The following is a 3,852-nucleotide window of genomic DNA, read 5'->3' as shown; positions in this document are numbered from 1 at the left end:
GCAGGTTTTAAATGGCAGTCTTTCGCCGTCAACTGGTAAAATTGATTTTACTAATGATGGCAAGCCGGTTGAAATAGAAACAGTTTTTACCCACTTAAGTCTTGCCGCCCCCTATCTTGAGGTTATAGAAGAGTTTACCATGAGTGAGATGATCGATTTTCACTTTAAATTCAAAAGCTTTAAGCCGGGCATGGATAAAGCCCAGCTGATCGATCTGCTCAATCTGCCTAAAAGCGCCAATAAGCTTATCAAATACTTTTCGTCGGGCATGAAACAGCGCCTCAAACTGGCTCTTGCTTTTTGCTCCGATACCCCTATGCTCATGCTGGATGAGCCTACCTCCAACCTGGATACCCAGGGTGTCGACTGGTACCTGAACCTCGTGCAGCAATTCGCCGCCGGTCGCCTAACCATAGTATGCTCCAACCAGGAACATGAGTATGGTTTTTGTAATCACAGGTTGAGTATTGTGGATTATAAAGTTGGTTTTTAGTGAGTGGTTGATTGAGTTGATTAGGTGAGTGGTTGAGCCTACTGTGCAGCTCCGATTACGAGGCACCTACGGAGCCTAAAACTGCTTTTCTTTTACTATAAACACGATACTCCTCCGGAGTTGAATTTTGCGCGATATCACACCCCATAAGGGTGCCGTGTTTATAGCAAAGCGTATCCATAAATAAAACGGCTCCATAGGAGCCCCGTATATACACCAGATATAATTTATCACGATTTAAAAGATCAGATAAATTCATGAAAATTTCTTAATTTGATAAATTCTGGTTCTGTAACCGCTATTTCATATACACTAATAACTCACCAATTAATCTGCATCCAATCTCTAAAATAGCCAACCACTCACCTAATCAACTCAATCAACCATTCACTAAACCACTAACTACTTGTTTCTTTGCACTTAAGTAACTAAGTTTGCGCCTCAATATTATTTTATGGCTAAGGCATCAGATGTTAAAAATGGAAATGTACTTCGCTTCAACGGCGAATTAGTTCAGGTTGAAGAGTTTTTACACCGTACCCCGGGCAACTTACGCGCGTTTTACCAGGCCCGTATGCGCAACGTTAAATCAGGTAAACTGGTTGAATACCGTTTCCGTACAGATGAAGAGGTTGACATAGCCCGCGTTGAAACTAACGATTATCAATACCTGTATGACGAAGGTGATTCATTAGTAGTAATGGACAATACCACATACGATCAGCATAACGTACCAAAGGCATTATTTGGCCCCGCAGTTAAATTTTTGAAAGAAGGCATGAACGTAATTGTTGCCTTTGAAAGCGAAGAGCCTATCATGGGTACTATCCCAGGCTCTGCCGAGTTGGAAATCACCTATACCGAACCGGCGGTTAAAGGTGATACCTCAAGCGGCGCATTAAAAAGTGCTACTGTTGAAACAGGTGCAGAGATCCGCGTACCGTTGTTCATCAACATTGGCGATAAAGTTAAAGTTGATACCGCTACCGGCGCTTACGTTGAGCGTGTGAAAGGTTAGCCCCCCAGCCCCCTGAAGGGGACGTGAAAGTATTTTATAAAAGAGAAGGGGTTCCGCATTGCGAAACCCCTTCTCTTTTATACCCTTATGTCATTGCGAGCGATAGCGTGGCAATCTCGTAGCTATGCTCAGCGGCTTTGCATGTTTCACAGGCATAGCGACGAGATTGCCGCGTCGCCCCTGAGCTCAGGCCCTGCGCCGCTCCTCGCAATGACATATTTATTGGATAAGCTTAGCAACAATCTCATCCGCAGTCAATTTCTCTTGCACGCCGCTGGTCATATCCTTAAAGGTCAATAAGCTGGTTTGTATTTCGTCTCCGCCGATAACCACCACGTATGGAATGTTTTTATTGTTGGCGTAGTCCATTTGCTTTTTAATTTTTGCCCCGGCCGGGTAAAGCTCGGTGTTGATATTGTTGCGGCGAAGCTCCTGTAATAGGGGCAGACTATAAAGTTCTCCATCCTTATCGAAATTACATATAAGCACCTGTGTGGTTTGATTGCTGTCGGCAGGGAACAGGTTAAGTTCTTCCAGTACGTCATAGATCCTGTCGGCACCGAAGGAGATTCCTGCACCGGTTAGGCCTTTTAAGCCGAACATTCCGGTGAGGTCATCATAACGACCACCACCACCGATGCTGCCCATATTTACTTCGTTGGTTTTTACTTCGAAGATTGCGCCGGTGTAATAGTTCAATCCGCGGGCAAGCGTAATATCCAATTCAAGTTTTGCAGTTTGCAGCGGACAACGTTCTATATAGCCGAAAACGGTTTCTATCTCATCACAGCCTTTTAGGCCGATCTCTGATTGCGCTAATGCTTCGCGAAGGCTTGCCAGTTTTTCTGTGTTGTTGCCCTCCAGCAGGATAACGGGTTTTAGTTTGTCGATATCTGCATCGGTAAAACCTTTTTCAAGCAGTTCTTTGATCACGCCGTCAAGGCCTATTTTATCCAGCTTGTCGATAGCTACAGTCAAATCAATGATGTTATCAGCTTTGTCTATAACTTGTGCTATTCCAGATAGTATTTTCCTATTATTGATCTTTATGCTGAAATCTTTAAGGCCGAGCTTAGTTAAAGCCTCGTCGTAGATCAGTATGAACTCGGCTTCGTTTAGCAAAGAATCTGAACCAACCACGTCCGCATCGCACTGATAAAACTCGCGGTAGCGGCCACGCTGAGGCCTGTCGGCACGCCAAACCGGTTGCACCTGGAAACGCTTGAACGGGAAGGTGATCTCGTTTTGGTGTTGCACTACATAACGTGCGAAGGGCACGGTAAGATCGTAGCGGAGGGCTTTTTCGGAGATTGCAGATGTTGTTTTTTTAGATTCGAATCCTAACTCAGTTGGGACTAATCCTAAATCATCTGGATTGATGTTCAAAACCTTTAAATTTATTTCTAATAAGCGTAACAATTCAGGGAGGTCAATTTCTTTGGCAATCCATTTTTGTTTTACCACAGAGAATGTCTCGCCAGTATTGGTCCAATATTCGCGATCTGCTTCATTCCCGGGAATATTTGCGGCTTTGAATGCATTATTAGTCAATTTGGTAAGAATCGGGAGAAATACATCATATTGTTGTTTTATGTTTGATATATAATCACCAGAATCGAGTACTTTAAATATCAGCTTATCCCCCTCTTCACCATATTTTCCCATTAAGGTTGATGAGTTTTCCATTGTCGGTGTTTCTATCTGCTGATAGCCGTATTTGCGGAAAACGGATTTAATCGTATCGAAAATATAATTGCGTTTCACCATTTCGGCCGGTGAAAAGTCGCGGGTGCCTTTGGGTACTGATGGTTTAATGGATGCCATGCGGCAAATGTACAAAAAAGAGGGTTATGCGGTAGATAGTCGTGTCGGTTACTAAGCAAGTGGGCCACAAGCCGGGAGGCTTGCGGCAGCGATTAAAAAGGAAAGCGGTTTCGCATGCGAAACCGCTTTCCTTTTCCCTTTTTGCCAACGCTTGGCTCCTGCCGAGTGTTGATTATCAAGCGGCCTCTGGCCGCCGAAGCCGTGTAACGCGCAGGCCAGAGGCCTGGAAATAGTTGCCACTCGGCCGGGGCCGAGCGGCAGCGTGGGGTTTTAAAATTACTATTTATGTGTGTGAAAGCTCAAGCTACTTGCAAAGCCAATGGTAACATAACCGTAGCTGTCTTCAAAAAACTGGTTGTAATCATCCTGGCCGCGATAGCCTCCGCCAACCATGAGGGCAGCATCAGGCATAAACGGAAACTGGTAATAGTATTTCAGGCTCACGTTCAGGCGTTTCTTAAAGTTAAAGGAAGAATAATTATCGTACTTATCGGCAATGTATGTAAAGTCAAACCGG

The 3,852-nt window shown here is 44.5% G+C and carries 3 protein-coding genes and 1 pseudogene; 2 read left to right on the top strand and 2 right to left on the bottom strand.

Going from position 1 to position 3,852, the window contains the following annotated elements:
* A partial coding sequence (locus tag VF500_RS05600) for an ABC transporter ATP-binding protein (RefSeq protein ID WP_330858729.1) occupies positions 1–493 on the top strand: 493 nt, incomplete at its 5' end.
* 454 nt (positions 494–947) lie between these two features.
* On the top strand, positions 948–1,511 hold the full coding sequence (gene efp, locus VF500_RS05595; RefSeq protein ID WP_243484433.1) for an elongation factor P: 564 nt from the start codon (positions 948–950) through the stop codon (positions 1,509–1,511).
* A gap of 219 nt (positions 1,512–1,730) precedes the next feature.
* Here efp and hisS read toward each other — a convergent pair whose 3' ends face one another.
* Positions 1,731–3,335 carry a histidine--tRNA ligase gene (gene hisS / locus VF500_RS05590; protein ID WP_330858728.1) on the bottom strand — a complete coding sequence of 535 codons (1,605 nt, stop codon included), beginning with the start codon at positions 3,333–3,335 and terminating at the stop codon, positions 1,731–1,733.
* A gap of 279 nt (positions 3,336–3,614) precedes the next feature.
* Positions 3,615–3,852 (bottom strand): annotated as a pseudogene (locus tag VF500_RS05585) (hypothetical protein); the annotation flags it as partial.

It is taken from the genome of Mucilaginibacter sp., from assembly GCF_036383575.1.
In the GTDB taxonomy this organism is placed as follows: domain Bacteria; phylum Bacteroidota; class Bacteroidia; order Sphingobacteriales; family Sphingobacteriaceae; genus Mucilaginibacter.
The sequence above is the reverse complement of the archived record's forward strand: the minus strand, read 5'-3'. Positions and strand labels throughout refer to the sequence as shown.

What these genes read in the sequence shown, in the direction of transcription:
- efp (WP_243484433.1), top strand. Translation starts at nt 948, where the DNA reads ATGGCTAAGGCATCAGATGTTAAAAATGGAAATGTACTTCGCTTCAAC.
- hisS (WP_330858728.1), bottom strand. Translation starts at nt 3,335, where the DNA reads ATGGCATCCATTAAACCATCAGTACCCAAAGGCACCCGCGACTTTTCA.